The sequence below is a fragment of the Paraburkholderia ultramafica genome, assembly GCF_902859915.1.
In the GTDB taxonomy this organism is placed as follows: Bacteria; Pseudomonadota; Gammaproteobacteria; order Burkholderiales; family Burkholderiaceae; genus Paraburkholderia; species Paraburkholderia ultramafica.
The window spans coordinates 125,958-142,863 of record NZ_CADIKK010000013.1; the positions used below are offsets into that span (position 1 = coordinate 125,958).

Consider the following 16,906-nt stretch of genomic DNA (forward strand, 5'->3'; position numbering starts at 1 on the left):
GGACCCAACGGCAAACGTAGATACGACTGCGCAGGCAACCTGGCACCCAGGTCGTCATGCGATATGGCAAGCAACACTACAGGGACAAGACCAGATGGCACAAGATCCACTCGCCGGCGACGCCGGTTCCACCTACGCGCCGCTCACGCCGGTGCCCGACGCGCGCCGCGCGTTCCGTACCGGCGACGCGTTCGCGCTCTGGTTCTCGCTCGGCATCGGCCTGCTGGTCGCGCAGGCCGGCGCGCTGCTGGTGCCGGGGCTGTCGCTGCCGCATGCGTTGCTGGCAATCGTGATCGGCAGCGTGATCGGCGTGGTTCTGCTGGCGCTGGCCGGCGTGATTGGCACCGATACGGGGCTGGCGGCGATGTCGTCGCTGCGCCCGACGCTCGGCGTGCGCGGTGCGTCGGTGCCGGCGGTGTTGAACGCGGTGCAACTGGTCGGCTGGGGTTCGTTCGAAGTGATCGTGATGCGCGATTCCGCCGACGCCCTCGCCAAACAGGCGTTCGGCCTGTCGATGCCGCTGATCTGGACCGTGCTGTTCGGCTTGCTCGCGACGCTGCTGGCGATCAGCGGCCCGCTGTCGTTCGTGCGGCGTTTTCTGCGCAAGTGGGGCATCTGGCTGCTGCTCGCGGGCGCGGTGTGGCTCACGTGGAATCTGCTCGCACGCCACAACCTCGCTGACCTGATGCGCCGTCCGGGCACGGGCGAGATGTCGTTCGGCGGCGCGATCGACCTGGTGGTGGCGATGCCGCTGTCGTGGCTGCCGCTGATCGCCGACTACACCCGCTTCGCCCGCCGCCCCGGCGAGACGTTCCGCGGCACGCTGCTCGGCTATGGCATCGCGAACATCTGGTTCTACGCGCTCGGCGCGATCTACGGCCTTGCGGCCGGCGGCGGCGACGCGCTGCTGACCGGCGCGCTGGCTCAAGCCGGCGGTGGCCTCGCGCTGCTGCTGATCCTGATCGACGAGATCGACAACGCGTTCGCCGACATCCACTCGGCCGCGGTCTCGACCGGCACGTTCTGGATGCGCGGCAGCGTGCCGATGTTGTCGGCGGCGTTCGGCGCGCTGTGCACGCTGATCGCGCTGCTCGTACCGATGGCGAAGTATCAGAACTTCCTGCTGCTGATCGGCTCGGTGTTCGCGCCGCTGTTCGGCGTGGTGCTGATGGATCACTTCATCGTGCGCAAGCGCCGTATCGAAGCCGCCGTGCTCGCCGACGTACGCGGCCGTTACGGCTTCTCGGGCGGCTGGCATCTGAGCGCGTTCATCGCATGGGCGATCGGCATCGCAGCGTATCAGGTGATCAATCAATGGCTGCCGAATCTCGGCGCGACGTTGCCGTCGCTGGCGGTCGGCGCGGCGTGTTATCTCGTATTCGCGTCGGCGCGCAAGACCGCGTACGCATGATGTCCTAGCGACACTGCCAGTCGGCAGAAGACAGAAAAGGCCTGCAAATGCAGGCCTTTTCTTATTGCGCGTCAGCTCAGCGCGTGGAAACCCGATACTCGACACCCGGCAGCACGCACAGCAATTCGAACGCGAGATTCGCGCCGAGCAGCGCGGTCGTGCCGAACGGATCGTACGGCGGCGCGACCTCGACCAGATCGCAGCCGACAATGTTCAACCCGCGCGAACCGCGAATGATCTCCAGCGCCTGCGGCACCGTCAGCCCCGCGATCTCCGGCGTGCCCGTGCCCGGCGCGAAGGCCGGATCGATCCCGTCGATGTCGAACGTGATGTACACCGGGCCGTCGCCCATCCGTTCGCGCACGCGCGCCATCAGCGGCGCGAGCGACTGGTTCCAGCACGCCTCGGCCTGCACGACCTCGAAGCCCTGATCGCGGCACCAGTCGAAGTCTTCCGCCGCGTAACCGGTGCCGCGCAAACCGATCTGCACGACCCGCTCGCAATCGAGCAGCCCCTCTTCCACCGCGCGGCGAAACGGCGTGCCGTGCGCGATCTTCTCGCCCATCATCGTGTCGTTGACGTCGGCGTGCGCGTCGACATGAATCAGGCCGACCTTGCCGTGCTTGCGATGAATCGCGCGCAGGATCGGCAGCGCGATGGTGTGGTCGCCGCCGAGCGTGATCGGCTTGCAATCGTGCTGGAGAATTTCGTCGTACGCGGTTTCGATTCGCGCGATCGAGTCGTGCAGGTTGTACGGATTGATCGCGACGTCGCCGAGATCGGCCACGCGCAGCGAATCGAACGGCGCCGCGCGCGTCGCCATGTTGTACGGACGCAGCAGTACCGATTCGCTGCGGATCTGGCGCGGCCCGAAGCGCGCGCCGGTGCGGTTCGACGTGCCGAGATCGAACGGCACGCCGACGAAGCACGCATCGAACCCTTCGGCCGAGCCGACGTTCGGCAGCCGCATCATCGTCGCGATGCCGCCGCAGCGTGGCATCGCGTTGCCGGACAGCGGCTGCGGCCGTTCGCCGGCGTCGGGGGAAATGAAGGAAGAGGGATTCATCGTGGCTCGGCAATGAAAAGGGGCAGCACGCAAATGACGTGCGAACCGGCCGAAGGAAAGCGCAAAAAGGCGCACCTTGCCGGACGAATTCCGATTCTTGATCGGTTTCTTCGAACTTAAAATAGCGGCGCCGCAAACTTCACATCGATTTTTAGCGATGTATGCTCTGACCCATGTTCTCCCAACTCACCGATCTCGACCTGCGGCTCATCCGCGTGTTTCTCGCCATCGTCGACGCGGGCGGCGTTTCGCCGGCCCAGGCGACGCTCAACGTCGGCCAGTCGACCATCAGCACCCAGCTCGCCACGCTCGAAACGCGTCTGGGCTACCGGCTGTGCGAGCGCGGCCGCGGCGGCTTCAGCCTGACCGCGCGCGGCGAGCAGTTCATCGATGCCGCCCGCGCGCTGTTGTCGGCCGTCGATACCTTCGGCATGCAGGCACGCAACGTGGGCCGCAAGCTGGTCGGCACGCTCGATATCGGCATGATCGGCCACACGCCGGTGTCGGCCAGCGCGCGCATCAGCGACGCGATCGGCCGCTTTCGCGCGCGCGATCAGTCGGTGCGTTTTTCGATTCTGGTGCGCTCGCCGGGTGAGCTGGAAGAGCTGCTGCTCAATGGCCGGATTCAGGTTGGTATCGGCTATTTCTGGCATCGTGTGCCGTCGCTCGAATACATCGAGGTGTTCGCCGAAGACCAGTTCGCCTATTGCGCGAAAGGCCACCCGCTGTTCGCGCGGGCGGGCGACGTGTCGGCCGCCGAGGCCGCGCAGCATGAATGGGCGTGGCGCAGTTATCCGTTGCCCGAAGCCGAGAGTTCGACCACGCCGCAGAACGTCACCGCGGTCGCGGACAACATGGAAGCGGTCGCGATGCTGGTGCTGTCCGGGCATCACCTCGGCTATCTACCGGGGCATTTCGCGGCGCCGTTCGTCAAGCAAGGGCTGCTCGCCGCGTTGAATCCGGCGCAGATGCGCTACCGCGTCGCGTTTCACATGGTCACGCGGGCGCGGCAGCATCGCACGGATATCGTCGAAGCGTTTATCGACGACATGAAGGCCGCGCATCCGGCGCAGGTTCTGGACGTGGATGAATAAGCGCGTTCGCGAGGCGCTTTGGGCGAGCGCGGCTCAGCCATAGACGGCCATAAAAAAGCCGCGCTCGAAGCGCGGCTTTGTTTGCCTGCGAATCTACGCCAGCAGCGGGCTTATCCGTTGATCACGTCCGCGCCCTTCGGCACCGTGAACTTGAACGCATCGGCCGGCAGCGGGGGGTTCTTCTGAATGTTCGAGAACGTCAGCAGCGTCACATTGCCGAACACGTCATGCAGTTCCATCGCTTCGAGATTGCCGTCCTTGAAGCCGATGCCGACACGTTGAAACTGCGTGTCTTTCGCCTTCGGCGTCAGTTCGAGCCAGTCGATGCCGGCCTTCACGCCCGCATCACGCAGCGTGAAGCTCTTGTCCAGATCGTTGCTGCCGAACAGGATCGCCGCCGGACTCGCACCGAGCGCGCCGCCGAGGCTGCGCACCGTCACCTGGTTCAGATCCTTGTCGTACACGTAGAGCTTGTCGCCGTCCGCCTGCAATAGTTGCGCATAGGGCTTCTCGTATTGCCAGATAAACTTGCCGGGACGCGCGAACGTGAAAGTGCCGCTCGACGTGCCGGTCTTGCCGGCGCCTGCGGTGGCCAGTGCGCCGCTTGCGCCCTGCGCCTTGCTCGGCGCACGCACTTCCTGCTGCACGAAGGTGCCGCGCGCCGAGTGGACTTGCGCGACGAACGCCTTCAATTGCTCGGTGCCGCTCGCGAACGCCTGCGAGGCGACCAGCACCGACGCGCCGATCGCCACGCTGCCGACGCTACGCACGATCGTCCGCGCGAGTTGGCCGAAGCGGCTGGCTTGAGCACCCTGTCGAGTGCGCTGATGCGCGAATAGCTGCATGGTGTTTTCTCCCTTGATTGAATTCGGTGAGCGGTCGCGATGGGCGGTGAAAAGGGGCGATGGCCGCTCGCCTCTAGTGGCAGGTTGCTGGCGCGCGGCCAGCAGATTCGCCCCCGCGCTTGCCCGGCAGCTTAGGCGGGCGCCCTTAAGCGAGCCTTATAAGCTCCGTGGAGAGCCCATGTCCGCTGGCTCGCTTCGCTTTGCCGCTGCCTTGCCGCCGGCTTCGCAGCAGGAGGCGATACCGCTTATTCCGCTTCCCGAGCCGGCGCAAGAATCTCGCGATTGCCGTTCGACGACATCGCCGACACCACCCCCGAGTTCTCCATCTGCTCGAGCAAGCGTGCCGCCCGGTTATAGCCGATGCGCAAATGCCGCTGCACCAGCGAGATCGACGCGCGGCGGTTCTTCAGCACCACGTCGACCGCCTGGTCGTACAGCGGATCCGACTCGCCGTCGGTGGAGCCTGCCCCGCCCGCCGCGCCCTCGTCGCCCTCGCCGGTCACGCCACCTTCGAGAATGCCCTCGATGTAGTTGGGCTCGCCCTGCTCCTTGAGTTTGTCGACGACTCGATGCACCTCTTCGTCCGACACGAACGCGCCGTGCACCCGCACCGGCAAGCCGCTGCCCGGCGGCAGATACAGCATGTCGCCCATGCCGAGCAGCGATTCCGCGCCCTGCTGGTCGAGAATGGTCCGCGAGTCGATCTTCGACGACACCTGGAAGGCCATCCGCGTCGGCACGTTGGCCTTGATCAGGCCGGTGATCACGTCGACCGACGGACGCTGCGTGGCGAGAATCAGGTGGATGCCGGCCGCACGCGCCTTCTGCGCGATGCGTGCGATCAGCTCTTCGACCTTCTTGCCGACCACCATCATCAGGTCGGCCAACTCATCAATCACGACGACGATGTTCGGCAGGCGCGTGAGCGGCTCCGGATCGTCCGGCGTGAGGCTGAACGGATTCGGCAGCTTCTCTTCGCGCTTGGCCGCTTCGTCGATCTTGTTGTTGTAGCCGGCGAGGTTACGCACGCCGAGCTTGCTCATCAGCTTGTAGCGGCGCTCCATTTCGGCGACCGCCCAGTTCAGCGCGTGACCCGCCTGGCGCATGTCCGTCACCACCGGACACAGCAGATGCGGAATGCCTTCGTAGACGCTCATTTCGAGCATCTTCGGATCGATCAGGATCATCCGGACCTGCTCGGCGCTCGCCTTGTAGAGCAGCGACAGGATCATCGCGTTGATGCCCACCGACTTGCCCGAACCGGTCGTGCCGGCCACCAGCAGGTGTGGCATCTTCGCGAGGTCGGCGCACACCGGCTTGCCGCCGATGTCCTTGCCGAGACCCATGGTCAGCGGCGACGCGGCGTCCGCATAGACCGCCGAGCCGAGAATCTCCGACAGGCTCACGGTCTGGCGGCGCTGGTTCGGCAACTCCAGCGCCATGTAGTTCTTGCCCGGAATCGTTTCGACCACGCGGATCGACACCAGCGACAGCGAACGCGCGAGGTCCTTCGCCAGATTGACGATCTGGCTGCCCTTCACGCCGGTGGCCGGTTCGATTTCGTAGCGCGTGACGACCGGACCCGGATAGGCGGCGACCACGCTCACGTCGACGCCGAAGTCCTTGAGCTTTTTCTCGATCAGACGCGACGTGAATTCCAGCGTATCCGCGGAGATGGTTTCCTGCGCGGCGGGCGCGGGGTCGAGCAGCGCGATGGGCGGCAACGTGGAATCGCCCGGCAGGTCGGTGAAGAGCGGCACTTGCCGTTCTTTCTCGACGCGCTCCGATTTGGCCGGCGTGACGACCGGCGGCACGATCATGACCGGCTCGTGTTCCTCGATCCGCACGCGGCCCTTCTCGACCTTGCCTTCGCGCTTCACCGCGGCCGCTTCGCCGAGCTTGCGGTCGCGGCCGGCCTCGCGGCGCAGCTTCGCGAAGGTCACGGCGGAAATGATCGACTCGCCGACCTTCTCCGATACCGACAGCCACGAAAAGCGGAAGTACAGCGACAAACCGATCGCGAGCGCGATCAGCAGCGCGAGCGTACCGCCCGTGAACCCCAGCGCATGCGACACCCCGCGCGCGACGGCCTCGCCGACCACGCCGCCCGGCGCACGCGGCAACTGCACTTTCAGCGACCACATGCGCAGCGCTTCGATGCCGTTGCACGCAAGCAGCACGAGCATGAAGGCGAACGCGTCCGCGAGCCAGCTCACGCCGCGCGGCTCGTCGTCCTGCAAGTCCTCGTGACGGGTGATGCGCTTGTAGTTGCGGGAAATGTGGCGGCCGAGCAGCACGATCCACCAGTAGGCGGACAGGCCGAACAGCAGCAGCAGAATGTCGGAGGTCCACGCGCCGACGCGGCCCGCCCAGTTCGAGATATGGTCGACCTGCGCGGCGTGGGTCCAGCTCGGGTCGCGCCTGCTGTAGCTGACGAGCGCCATCAGCAGGAACACGCCGAGCGCCACCTGCAGGATCCAGCGGATTTCGGTGAAAAGGCGCGACATGCGGTGCGGCAATGCCTGCGCGCTCGCGGAATAGGGAGCTTTTGCCATTGATCCTGTTGCGTGGGTAGCCGATTGCCGGCCGGAAACGCGGCCAGAGCCTCGCCCAGCGTGGCTTCGGCCGATCCCGGCGACCGGCATCCCGGCGACCGGAAACCCGGCGTCCGGAAACTTTGATCCGGCCTATTGTAAACGCTGTGTCCCGCGCGAGGCTGTAAATGACGGTAACTTGGCCGATTGACCACAGCGAAGCGCGGCGAGCACGCGGCGACGCTATCGCGGCGATCGGAAAGCTTCATGGAGCAGCCTCGCGCGCCGCCCTTTATAATGCCGCACTGATACCCATCTGCAGTTTCAGCTCAAGTCGCACGGCCTCGCATGGGCGAGCCGGGCGCCGTAAAAGGATTCGATCATGCCCGCAACTTCCACGAAACACGCCAAGGTTCTGATTCTCGGTTCCGGTCCCGCCGGCTACACGGCCGCGGTCTACGCGGCGCGCGCCAATCTGCAGCCGGTGCTCATCACGGGTCTCGCCCAGGGCGGCCAGCTGATGACCACAACCGACGTCGAAAACTGGCCCGCCGACGGCAACGGCGTGCAAGGCCCGGAACTGATGACGCGCTTCCTGGAGCACGCCGAGCGCTTCAACACCGAAATCATTTTCGACCACATCCATACGGCCAAGCTGGACGAGAAGCCGATTCGCCTGATCGGCGACTCGGGCGAATATACCTGCGACTCGCTGATCATCTCGACCGGCGCATCGGCGCAGTATCTTGGCCTGCCGTCTGAAGAGGCGTTCATGGGCAAAGGCGTGTCGGCTTGCGCGACCTGCGACGGCTTCTTCTACAAGCAGCAACATGTGGCCGTGATCGGCGGCGGCAATACCGCGGTCGAGGAAGCGCTGTATCTGGCCGGCATCGCGAAGAAAGTGACCGTGATCCATCGCCGCGACAAGTTCCGCGCCGAGCCGATCCTGGTCGACCGCCTGCTGGCGAAAGAAAAGGAAGGCGTCGTCGAGATCAAGTGGAGCCACACGCTCGACGAAGTGACCGGCGATCAATCCGGCGTGACCGGCCTGCGCATCAAGCACACGCAAACCGGCGAAACCACCGATATCGCGCTGCAAGGCCTGTTCGTCGCGATCGGCCACAAGCCGAACACGGACATTTTCGCAGGCCAGTTGGAGATGAAGAACGGCTACATCATCACCCAGGGCGGCCTGAACGGCTTTGCGACCGCCACCAGCATGCCGGGCGTGTTCGCCGCGGGCGACGTGCAGGACCACGTGTACCGTCAGGCGATCACCAGCGCAGGCACGGGCTGCATGGCCGCACTGGACGCGCAACGCTATCTGGAAACCATCAACGAGACGGTCGGCGAGCACGTGATGAGCCAGGAAGCCGAGCGTTAAGCGGCGGCGCTGAACGGCGACGGTAAGCGCGACGGTAAAATAGCGGCTGGGCGTGACCCGGCCGCTGGTTTGAGAGAAGGCCGCGGCTGTAAAGCCGGCGGCCTTTTTTTGCGTCCTGGCCGGCCCGCGCTTCACCGTAGCGCCAAACGGCCAGTTTCCAGGCGCCCTCAAAAAAACCGTCGCGCGACCGATCACCATTTTCTGCGTGTGTTACCGATATGCCGAAGAATCATCCTCATCCGAGCGAACCGAAACGCGCGCGAACCGTCGCCAGGCCCGCACCCCAGCCGGTGGCGCCCGCCGCCAACCCGAAGCTCGATCCAGCCGCGGGTCTCGCCGGTCTCGGCGCATTGCGCGATGCGTTGAAGGTGGATACGCAACGGCGCGAGTGCGAACGTGCCGCCGCGGCGGCAGCGCAACGCGAAGCCTCGGCGGACGCCGAGCTGTTTCGCCGCGAGATCGGCGCGGTCGCGCCGCTAGTGGCTCCGCCGCGCGCGACGCTGCCGCGCAATCCCCCGCCGCCGCTGCCGGTGCAAACCCGGCTCGATGAAGAAGCGGTCCTGCACGAAGCGATCTCGGACGAGTTCGATCCCGAGGTGCTGCTCGAAACCGACGAGACGCTCTCCTATTGCCGTCCCGGCGTGAGTCAGGAAGTCGTGCGAAAACTGCGGCGCGGCGACTGGATCGTGCAGGCGCAAATCGACCTGCACGGAATGCGGCGCGACGAAGCACGCGAGGCGCTGGCCGAGTTCATCCGCGAATCGGTGAAACGCGGCTTGCGCTGCTTGCGCGTGATCCACGGCAAGGGCTTGGGATCGGTCGGCAAGGAGCCGGTGCTGAAGGGCAAAGTGCGCGCGTGGCTGGTGCAGAAGTCCGAGGTCATCGCGTTCTGTCAGGCGCGAGCGCATGACGGCGGCGCCGGCGCGGTGGTCGTGCTGCTGCAGCCGGGCGCGTTGCCGCCTCACGCCAGGCCTTGACGGAGCCACAGTGATCCATCCAAGGCTGACGCTGGCGCTGACCATCATGGAAGCGCTGGCTATTTTCGCGTACGCCGTTTCCGGATTCATCGAAGCCCGAAGCCGCCGCCTCGACGCAGTGGGCACCTTCCTCGTGGCGATCGCCACGGCCTTCGGCGGCGGCACGTTGCGCGACGTGCTGCTGGAACGGCGGCCGTTCTACTGGGTCGAGCATCAGGCGTATCTGATCGCGATCTTCGTGATGTCCCTGTTCGCGCCGACGCTGCTGAAGATGACCTCGCGCCTGCTCTCCGAACGAGTGCTGCTGGTGGCCGACGCGATAGGGCTGGGCCTCTTTAGCATCGCGGGCACGTCGATCGCGCACGACGCGCAGATGCCGTGGTTCACGTCGGTGATGATGGGCGTGCTGACGGGCGTGTTCGGCGGCGTGATCCGCGACGTGCTGTGCAACGAAGTGCCGCTGATCCTGCGCGACTCGCGCCCCTACGCGACGTGTGCGTTCGTGGGCTGCTGGCTGTACGTGCTGCTGGACTATGCGAACTTCGACACCGTGTATAGCGTGCTGATCGCGACTGCGTTTATCCTGCTCGCCAGACTGGTGACATTCCGGTTCGATGTCCGCTTGCCGCATTGAGCTCGAAGCACGGTCAGCGCGCCCCGGCTGCTCGCGGCATTGCAATGCCTCATTCATGACTGTCGATTCTCGTAGCCGTCGTTCGTCGTGAGGTAAACGGCCCTTGCGGCCGTCGTTGCGCCACGGCGCACCCCGCAACCGTCCAAGGTGACCGCGATGACCCTTAAGCTCTATGCCCACCCGTTCTCCTCGTACTGCCAGAAGGCCCTGACCGCGCTCTACGAAAACGCCACGCCGTTCGAGCTGCGACTCCTGTCACACGACGACCCGCAAGTGATGGCCGAATTCGCCGCGCTCTGGCCGATCAAACGCTTTCCGGTGCTGGTCGACGGCAGCCGGACGGTGGTCGAGGCGAGCATCATCATCGAATATCTCGGTCTGTATCATCCCGGGCCGGCGCCGCTCCTGCCGGCCGACGCCCGCGCCGCGCTGGAAGTGCGCAGCATGGATCGCTTCTTCGACAACTACATCTCGACGCCGCAGCAAAAGATCGTCTACGACAGTCTGCGCCCCGAGCCGGAGCGCGACCCGCGCGGCGTGGCCGACGCGCGCGCGCTGCTCGACACCGCGTACGGCTGGCTGGACAAGGTGATGGCCGAACGCGAATGGGCGGCCGGCGAGACCTTCAGCCTCGCCGATTGCGGCGCCGGGCCGTTCCTGTTTTACGCCGACTGGACGCATCCGATCGGCCCGGCGTTCGCGCACGTGCGGGCCTACCGCCAGCGGCTGCTGGCGAGGCCGTCGTTTGCCCGCGCGGTCGACGAAGCGCGCCCGTATCGGCCGCTGTTCCCGCTCGGCGCGCCCGACCGGGACTGAGCGGCGCGCCACGAACGGCCACGCGCGCAACCACGCCAGGCGGCCACCCATCGGGCCCGCCGGGCGCTCCATGCTCCGGGCAGGCGCCCACTCGGCCCCCCTGCGCGACAACACTATTTCCACCCTGTAAACTCACCTCGAAAGCCACTTCCGCTCATCACTCATAAGGCACACCATGGACCGTTTCGAAGCGATGGAGATATTTACGCGTGTGGTCGAGGCGAACAGCTTCACTAAAGTATCCGAATCGCTCGACCTGCCCCGCGCCAAAGTCAGCCGCACGATCCAGGCGCTCGAAGAGCACGTCGGCGTACGTCTGCTGAACCGTTCGACGCGCCAGGTGAGCGTCACCGAGGACGGCGCGTCGTTCTACGAGCGCTGCGTGCAGATTCTCGCCGAAGTCGCCGACGCCGAATCGTCGCTGTCGAACAAACGCGAGAATCCGGCCGGCACGATCCGCGTCGATACGTCCGGCACGCTGGCCCGCGCGCTGCTGCTGCCCGCGCTCGACGATTTCTACCGGCGCTACCCGCAGATCGACGTGCGGCTCGGCCTCGCGGACCGCAATATCGATCTGATCCAGGACGCCGTCGATTGCGTGATCCGCATGGGCACGCCGGAGGAGTCGAGTCTCGTCGCGCGGCGCATCGGCGAGGCGCGGATCGTTACTTGCGCGTCGCCCGCGTATCTGCAGAAGTACGGCACGCCGACCACGCTAGAAGAACTCGCCGGACATCGCGCCGTCAACTACGTGTCGGCGCGCACCGGCCGGACCTTCCCGTTCGAATACGAGGTGGACGGCGAGATCGCGAAGGTCACGATGAAAAGCGTGCTCGCGGTGAACGACGGCTCGGTCTACATCGGCGCGGGCGCGCTCGGCCACGGCATCATCCAGCCGTCGCGCTTCATGGTCGCCGAGCTGATCGAGCAAGGCGCGCTCAAGGAAATCCTCACGAACTACACGAGTCCCGGCACGCCGCTGTCGATCCTGTACGCGCACCGCCGCAATCTGAGTTCGCGGCTGCGCGCGTTCATCGATTGGGTGAGCGAACTGACACACAACAACCCGGACCTGCGCATCACGGACGAGTGAGGCCGCTGCAATACAAACCACAAGACAAAGCCCCATGCGTTATGAAACGCATGGGGCTTTTCTAAAGCATCAGACTGCTCGGCGAAACGCTCGCGCTCAGGCAATCCGCTCTTCGTTGGACGGATCGAACAGCACCGCCTTCGACGTATCGAACAGCAGCGTCGTATTCGCCATCGGTTGCGGATTCGACGCCGGGTGCACGCGGCTCACCACGCGCTTGCCGTTGACCTGCGCGAACACCAGCGTGTCCGGGCCGGTCGGCTCGATCACGTCGACCTTCACTTCGATCGGCTGCAGCTTCGAGTCGTCGCCATGCGCGCCGCGCGCGTCGGTGATGCGCTCCGGCCGCAGGCCGAGAATCACCTCGCGGCCGACGTGCGAATTCACCTTCGTCGAGTCGAACGGCAGGGTCAGCACCTTGCGTGCAACGCCCGTGTCCAGTTCGATGCCGATGCCCGAGCCCTGCTCCACCAGCTTGCCCTGGATGAAGTTCATCGGCGGCGCGCCGATGAAGCCCGCCACGAACAGATTCGACGGCGAGTCGTAGATCTCCTGCGGCGCGCCGAACTGCTGCACGATGCCGTCCTTCATCACCGCGATGCGGTCGCCGAGCGTCATCGCTTCGATCTGATCGTGCGTCACGTAGACGATCGTCGTGCCGAGGCGTTGATGCAGCAGCTTGATTTCCGAACGCATCTCGATCCGCAGCTTCGCGTCGAGGTTCGAGAGCGGCTCGTCGAACAGGAACATCACCGGATCGCGCGCGAGAGCACGGCCCATCGCCACGCGCTGACGCTGGCCGCCGGACAGCTGGCCCGGCTTGCGGTCGAGCAGGTGAGTGATCTGCAGCGTGTTCGACACGCGGTCGACGATCTGCGTTTGCTCCTGCTTCGGCACCTTGCGGATGTTCAGGCCGAACGAGATGTTCTCGCGCACCGTCATCGACGGATACAGCGCGTACGACTGGAACACCATCGCGATATCGCGATCTTTCGGCGACAGATTGTTGACCGTCTTGCCGTCGATCTGGATCTCGCCCTTGGTTACGGTTTCGAGGCCGGCGATCATATTGAGCAGCGTCGACTTACCGCAGCCCGAGCCGCCGACCAGAATCAGGAACTGGCCGTCTTCGATGTCGATATTGACACCCTTCAGAACCGGCACCCCGTTCGGGTAAGTCTTGTACACGTCACGGATGGAAAGGCTTGCCATGCTGTGAATCCTCTAGTCTCTGGTACTGCTTGAAAACGTCTTGTCGGGTGACGGCGGCGCTGGTTCAGTGAAGCGCCGCCGCGCCCGGATGGTTTAGCCCGGGTTCAACGGGTTTAGCCCGGCGGTTAGCCTTTAACCGCGCCCGCCGTCAGGCCGCGCACGAAATAGCGTCCGGCGACGACATAGACCAGCAGGGTCGGCAGCGCGGCGATGATCGCGCCGGCCATGTCCACGTTGTATTCCTTCACGCCGGTCGAGGTGTTCACGAGGTTGTTCAGCGCCACCGTGATCGGCATCGAATCGACGCCGGAGAACACAATCCCGAACAGGAAGTCATTCCAGATCTGCGTGAATTGCCAGATCAGGCACACCATGAAAATCGGCAGCGACACCGGCAGCAGAATCTTCGTGAAGATCGTGAAGAAACCCGCGCCGTCGATGCGCGCCGCCTTCACGAGTTCAGCCGGAACGCTGACGTAGAAGTTGCGGAAGAACATCGTGGTGAACGCGATACCGTAGATCACGTGCACCAGCACCAGGCCGGTAACCGTGTTCGCCAGGCCGAGGAAGCCCTCGAAGCGCGCCATCGGCAGCAGGATCGCCTGGAACGGGATGAAGCAGCCGACCAGCAGCATCGTGAAGATCGGATCGGCGCCGCGGAAACGCCAGTGCGTGAGCACATAACCGTTGAACGCGCCGATGATCGACGAGATCAGCACGGCGGGAATCACCATCCGCACCGAGTTCATGAAGAACGGCTGCATGCCGTCACAACGCACGCCCGTGCAGGCGCCGCTCCACGCCTTGATCCACGGGTCGACGGTCCAGTGTGACGGCGGCGTGAGCAGGTTGCCGGTGCGCAGCTGGTCGATGTCCTTGAACGACGTCGACAGCATCACGTACAGCGGAAACAGGAAATACAGGGCAAACAGAACCAGGGCCGCATAAATGACGGCACGGCTGATCGTCATCTTAGGCTGCATTGCGGGTGCTCCTCGATTCCAGATACATCAGCGGCACGAGCACGGCCACAACGGTGGCGAGCATCATCATCGACGATGCCGCGCCGACGCCCAGCTGCCCGCGATTGAACGAAAACGTGTACATGAAGATAGCCGGCAGCGACGACGACGTGCCCGGACCGCCCGCGGTCAACGCGACGACCAGGTCGAAGGTCTTGATGGTGATGTGGCAAAGAATCAGCAGCACGGAGAAGAACACCGGCCGCATGCTCGGAATCACGATCTTGCGGTAGATGGTGGGCAGGTTCGCGCCGTCCATTTGCGCGGCCTTAAAGATTTCATTGTCGACACCGCGCAGGCCGGCGAGGAACAGCGCCATCACGAAGCCGGTGGATTGCCAGACCGCCGCGATCACGACGCAGAAAATCGCCCGGTCCGGATTGCCGAGCCAGTCGAACGAGAAGCTCGTCCAGCCCCAGTCGTGCAACACCTTTTCGAGGCCGATGCTCGGCGTCATGATCCATTGCCACGCGGTACCGGTCACGATGAACGACAGCGCCATCGGGTACAGGAACACCGCGCGCAGCGCGCCTTCATTGCGGATCTGCTGATCGAGCAGGATGGCGAGGAACAGACCGAGGCCGATACAGATGGCGATGAACGGAATGCCGAACCAGCCGAGGTTCGCCGCCGACGTCCAGAACACGTCGTTGTCGAACAGTTCGCGATAACGGTCGAGACCGACAAAGGTATAACTCGGCATCAGCCGCGAGTTGGACAGCGACAGAAAGCCGGTAATTGCGATGAAGCCATACACGAAGATCAGGCTGATCACGACGCTGGGTGCGAGCACCAGCTTCGGAATCCAGCGATCGGCAAGGGCCGCCATGGGCGACGTGCGGCGGGTGACGGTGGCCGTTTTCCCGTTTCCGCTGATAGAAGCAGTCACTACTCGACTCCTGCTGAAACTGTACCGCCGGGGTGCTCACGCGCGAATCACGCGAGGCCGCGACAGCGTAGGTGTGACTCTATGAAACCAGAGTGAAGCCGCCTGCAATCCGCGCACGAAGCGCCATCAGCGGCCTGAAGGACACGCCCGGCCCTGAGGAAACCACCGGGCGCGCCGCTTCGCTTACTTCACTTACCTGGTCTTTGCTGCCTTCGCGAGCGCCGCAACTGCGCTCTTCGAATCCTGCTGCGAGTTCATGAACTTCGTGACCACGTCCGAGATCGCGCCGGCCGCTGCATCCGGTTGCGCCATGCCGTGCGCCAGCGAAGGCACATAGCCGCCCGACTTGATCGCGATCTGTTCATCCGCGTACGACTTCTTCGCGCAGTCGTCGAACTTGTCCATCGGCACGCCGAGACGCACCGGGATCGAGCCCTTGTACAGGCTGAACTGTTCCTGGAATTCCGGCGACATGATCGTCTTCGCGAGCGCCAGCTGACCCGGCGTGGCAGCCTTCTGGCCCTTCTGCTGGAAGAACACGAACGAGTCGACGTTGAACGTGTAGGCCTTGTCCGTGCCCGGTACGACCGCGCAGACGTAGTCCGTGCCCGACTTCTTGCCGGCGGCGAGGAATTCGCCCTTCGCCCAGTCGCCCATGAACTGCATGCCGGCCTTGCCGTTGATGACCATCGCCGTGGCGAGGTTCCAGTCACGGCCCGTGCGGCCCGCGTCGAAGTAACCCTGGATCTTGCGGACCGTGTCGAACACGCCGACCATCTTGTCCGAAGTCAGCGTCTTTTCGTCGAGGTCGACCAGCGCCTTCCTGTAGAAGTCCGCGCCTTGCGACAGCACGACGTCTTCCCATAGTGTCAGGTCTTGCCACGGCTGACCACCCATCGCGATCGGCTGGATGCCAGCGGCCTTCATCTTGTCGGCCACCGCGAAGAACTCAGGCCACGTGGTCGGCACCTTGCCGCCTGCCTTCTCGAGTGCCGCCTTGTTGATGTACAGCCAGTTCACGCGGTGCACCGAGAACGGCGCGCCGACATAGTGGCCGTCCCCGCGCATGATCTTGTCGATTTCCGGCGGCAGATTCTTCTTCCAGTCGCCCGCGACCGGGTCGATCGGCACCAGCACGCCCTGCGAAGCCCAGTCCTGGATCAGCGGACCCTTGATCTGCGCCGCGCTCGGTGCATTGCCCGAGATCACCTGGGTCTTCAGCGCCGTCATGGCAGCCGCGCCCGCGCCACCCGCAACCGCGAAGTCCTTCCACGTGTAACCCTGCTTCGTCATGTCGTCCTTGAGGACGCCGACGGCTTTCGATTCGCCGCCCGAAGTCCACCAGTGCAACACTTCGACCGACTCGGCAGCCTGCACGGCCGAGACGCCACACATCAGACCTGCGGCGCACAAGGCGCCCATGATCGCGCGAATTTTCATTGCTTATCTCCTCCAGACACCTGAACAAAAAAACAAATGGCCCCTGATGTCGCCAGGGTGCTGTGGTTGGTTCTAACAGGCAAAACACTGGGCGATCGAGCATGGTCGGGCGCATGCGCGAAGCATGTGCCGGCGGACCGATGTCCGTCCGCTAGAAGCTCAAGAGATGAGTAGTTTGGGATGCAACTGTTTGTCTCCTCTTTTGATTTTTGCCTGCCCGCGTTTCGCGCGGCAGACTCGAGGTGCCTTGCACATCAACTCGGGCAACCGCGCTGCCGGCCCTTCAACTACCCCGGCTTTCCGTAAGAGCGCCGGGGCTTGCTGGCAGATGCCGACACGCAATGTCCGCTAACATGCAGGGACGCCTGCCGATTCGGGAAAACGCGCATCTTGCCGAACAGCGCACGCTTTTTTCATCGAATTAGCGCTACCTCTTGATTTGGATTGTAGTTAAACTACAATTCAGTGTCAAAAAATATTTTATCGGAC

The 16,906-nt window shown here is 64.4% G+C and carries 14 protein-coding genes; 7 read left to right on the plus strand and 7 right to left on the minus strand.

Annotated features, from left to right (window positions below):
• Positions 1-94: 94 nt before the first annotated feature.
• Entirely contained in the window at positions 95-1,411 is a 1,317-nt protein-coding gene (gene cytX / locus HV744_RS15715; protein WP_175150401.1) for a putative hydroxymethylpyrimidine transporter CytX, read from the plus strand.
• 76 nt (positions 1,412-1,487) lie between these two features.
• Here the strand turns inward: cytX and speB are convergent, their stop codons facing one another.
• Positions 1,488-2,477, minus strand: coding sequence for an agmatinase (speB, locus tag HV744_RS15720; protein WP_175150402.1), 990 nt, complete (start codon positions 2,475-2,477; stop codon positions 1,488-1,490).
• A gap of 173 nt (positions 2,478-2,650) precedes the next feature.
• Here speB and HV744_RS15725 point away from each other — a divergent pair, with 173 nt between their 5' ends.
• The gene (locus tag HV744_RS15725; RefSeq protein WP_175150403.1) at positions 2,651-3,571 is read left to right on the plus strand and encodes a LysR family transcriptional regulator; all 921 of its coding nucleotides are present in this window, start codon (positions 2,651-2,653) and stop codon (positions 3,569-3,571) included.
• Between the two features lie 110 nt (positions 3,572-3,681).
• Here the strand turns inward: HV744_RS15725 and lolA are convergent, their stop codons facing one another.
• Together lolA and HV744_RS15735 are read right to left on the minus strand one after the other, a co-directional pair.
• Complete coding sequence (gene lolA, locus HV744_RS15730) at positions 3,682-4,416, minus strand: outer membrane lipoprotein chaperone LolA (protein WP_175150404.1); 735 nt, start codon at positions 4,414-4,416, stop codon at positions 3,682-3,684.
• A gap of 245 nt (positions 4,417-4,661) precedes the next feature.
• The gene (locus HV744_RS15735) at positions 4,662-6,971 is read right to left on the minus strand and encodes a DNA translocase FtsK (RefSeq protein WP_175150405.1); all 2,310 of its coding nucleotides are present in this window, start codon (positions 6,969-6,971) and stop codon (positions 4,662-4,664) included.
• A 361-nt stretch (positions 6,972-7,332) separates the two neighbouring features.
• Here HV744_RS15735 and trxB point away from each other — a divergent pair, with 361 nt between their 5' ends.
• From trxB to HV744_RS15760, 5 genes are all read left to right on the plus strand, one after another.
• Positions 7,333-8,334 (plus strand): thioredoxin-disulfide reductase, encoded by a 1,002-nt coding sequence (trxB, locus tag HV744_RS15740; RefSeq protein ID WP_175150406.1) that lies wholly within the window; start codon positions 7,333-7,335, stop codon positions 8,332-8,334.
• Positions 8,335-8,552: 218 nt separating this feature from the next.
• Complete coding sequence (locus tag HV744_RS15745) at positions 8,553-9,311, plus strand: Smr/MutS family protein (protein WP_175150407.1); 759 nt, start codon at positions 8,553-8,555, stop codon at positions 9,309-9,311.
• A gap of 13 nt (positions 9,312-9,324) precedes the next feature.
• Entirely contained in the window at positions 9,325-9,945 is a 621-nt protein-coding gene (locus tag HV744_RS15750) for a trimeric intracellular cation channel family protein (RefSeq protein WP_175150471.1), read from the plus strand.
• Positions 9,946-10,101: 156 nt separating this feature from the next.
• Positions 10,102-10,761, plus strand: a complete 660-nt coding sequence (locus tag HV744_RS15755) for a glutathione S-transferase family protein (protein WP_175150472.1) — start codon at positions 10,102-10,104, stop codon at positions 10,759-10,761.
• 175 nt (positions 10,762-10,936) lie between these two features.
• Entirely contained in the window at positions 10,937-11,854 is a 918-nt protein-coding gene (locus HV744_RS15760; protein ID WP_175150408.1) for a LysR family transcriptional regulator, read from the plus strand.
• Positions 11,855-11,950: 96 nt separating this feature from the next.
• Here HV744_RS15760 and HV744_RS15765 read toward each other — a convergent pair whose 3' ends face one another.
• From HV744_RS15765 to HV744_RS15780, 4 genes are all read right to left on the minus strand, one after another.
• Positions 11,951-13,066, minus strand: coding sequence for an ABC transporter ATP-binding protein (locus HV744_RS15765; protein WP_175150409.1), 1,116 nt, complete (start codon positions 13,064-13,066; stop codon positions 11,951-11,953).
• 125 nt (positions 13,067-13,191) lie between these two features.
• Positions 13,192-14,049: a carbohydrate ABC transporter permease gene (locus HV744_RS15770; RefSeq protein WP_175150410.1), complete on the minus strand. Its 858-nt coding sequence runs from the start codon at positions 14,047-14,049 to the stop codon at positions 13,192-13,194.
• Positions 14,039-14,977 (minus strand): carbohydrate ABC transporter permease, encoded by a 939-nt coding sequence (locus HV744_RS15775; RefSeq protein WP_175150411.1) that lies wholly within the window; start codon positions 14,975-14,977, stop codon positions 14,039-14,041. Before HV744_RS15775 ends, HV744_RS15770 begins: the two co-directional genes overlap by 11 nt.
• A gap of 192 nt (positions 14,978-15,169) precedes the next feature.
• Positions 15,170-16,417, minus strand: coding sequence for an ABC transporter substrate-binding protein (locus HV744_RS15780; RefSeq protein WP_175150412.1), 1,248 nt, complete (start codon positions 16,415-16,417; stop codon positions 15,170-15,172).
• Positions 16,418-16,906 lie beyond the last annotated feature (489 nt).

Bases quoted from the DNA above. Each gene is read 5' to 3' on its own strand.
- HV744_RS15755 (WP_175150472.1), top strand. From the start codon at position 10,102: ATGACCCTTAAGCTCTATGCCCACCCGTTCTCCTCGTACTGCCAGAAG.
- HV744_RS15725 (WP_175150403.1), top strand. From the start codon at position 2,651: ATGTTCTCCCAACTCACCGATCTCGACCTGCGGCTCATCCGCGTGTTT.
- HV744_RS15770 (WP_175150410.1), bottom strand. From the start codon at position 14,049: ATGCAGCCTAAGATGACGATCAGCCGTGCCGTCATTTATGCGGCCCTG.
- HV744_RS15760 (WP_175150408.1), top strand. From the start codon at position 10,937: ATGGACCGTTTCGAAGCGATGGAGATATTTACGCGTGTGGTCGAGGCG.
- lolA (WP_175150404.1), bottom strand. From the start codon at position 4,416: ATGCAGCTATTCGCGCATCAGCGCACTCGACAGGGTGCTCAAGCCAGC.
- cytX (WP_175150401.1), top strand. From the start codon at position 95: ATGGCACAAGATCCACTCGCCGGCGACGCCGGTTCCACCTACGCGCCG.
- HV744_RS15780 (WP_175150412.1), bottom strand. From the start codon at position 16,417: ATGAAAATTCGCGCGATCATGGGCGCCTTGTGCGCCGCAGGTCTGATG.
- HV744_RS15765 (WP_175150409.1), bottom strand. From the start codon at position 13,066: ATGGCAAGCCTTTCCATCCGTGACGTGTACAAGACTTACCCGAACGGG.
- HV744_RS15735 (WP_175150405.1), bottom strand. From the start codon at position 6,971: ATGGCAAAAGCTCCCTATTCCGCGAGCGCGCAGGCATTGCCGCACCGC.
- HV744_RS15745 (WP_175150407.1), top strand. From the start codon at position 8,553: ATGCCGAAGAATCATCCTCATCCGAGCGAACCGAAACGCGCGCGAACC.
- trxB (WP_175150406.1), top strand. From the start codon at position 7,333: ATGCCCGCAACTTCCACGAAACACGCCAAGGTTCTGATTCTCGGTTCC.
- speB (WP_175150402.1), bottom strand. From the start codon at position 2,477: ATGAATCCCTCTTCCTTCATTTCCCCCGACGCCGGCGAACGGCCGCAG.